Annotated in this window: 1 protein-coding gene; it reads left to right on the top strand. The window is 39.8% G+C overall.

The annotated features are described in order from the left end of the window. Nucleotides 1-185 (top strand): cytochrome c oxidase subunit II transmembrane domain-containing protein (locus tag L5849_RS17610; RefSeq protein ID WP_236926209.1); only part of this gene is annotated, 185 nt, incomplete at its 5' end. Between the last annotated feature and the right edge of the window lie 177 nt (nucleotides 186-362).

The following is a 362-nucleotide window of genomic DNA, read 5'->3' as shown; positions in this document are numbered from 1 at the left end:
GAGGTCAAGTAATATTCCAAGACGCCGCATCTTCTGTCATACTTCAATTAATTTCATTCCACGATCACACACTTCTAGTTCTAACTCTAGTATTAACAGTAGTTGGCTACGCCCTACTTGCTTTAATGCTAAATAGACACTTAAACCGCTATATTCAGGAAGCTCAAACGGTTGAAACAGTTTGAACAATCCTTCCAGCTCTTATTCTACTGGTTCTGGCCCTGCCCTCACTTCGCATTTTATACATTACGGACGAAGTTAGGCAGCCTTCCCTTACTGTAAAAACCATTGGTCATCAATGATACTGAAGGTATGAGTACACTGACTTCATAAATGTAGAAATAGACTCATATATACTCCCC

The sequence above is a fragment of the Erythrobacter sp. SN021 genome, from assembly GCF_021864455.1.
Note: the sequence above shows the minus strand (reverse complement) of the source record. Positions and strands in the feature narration are given on the sequence as shown.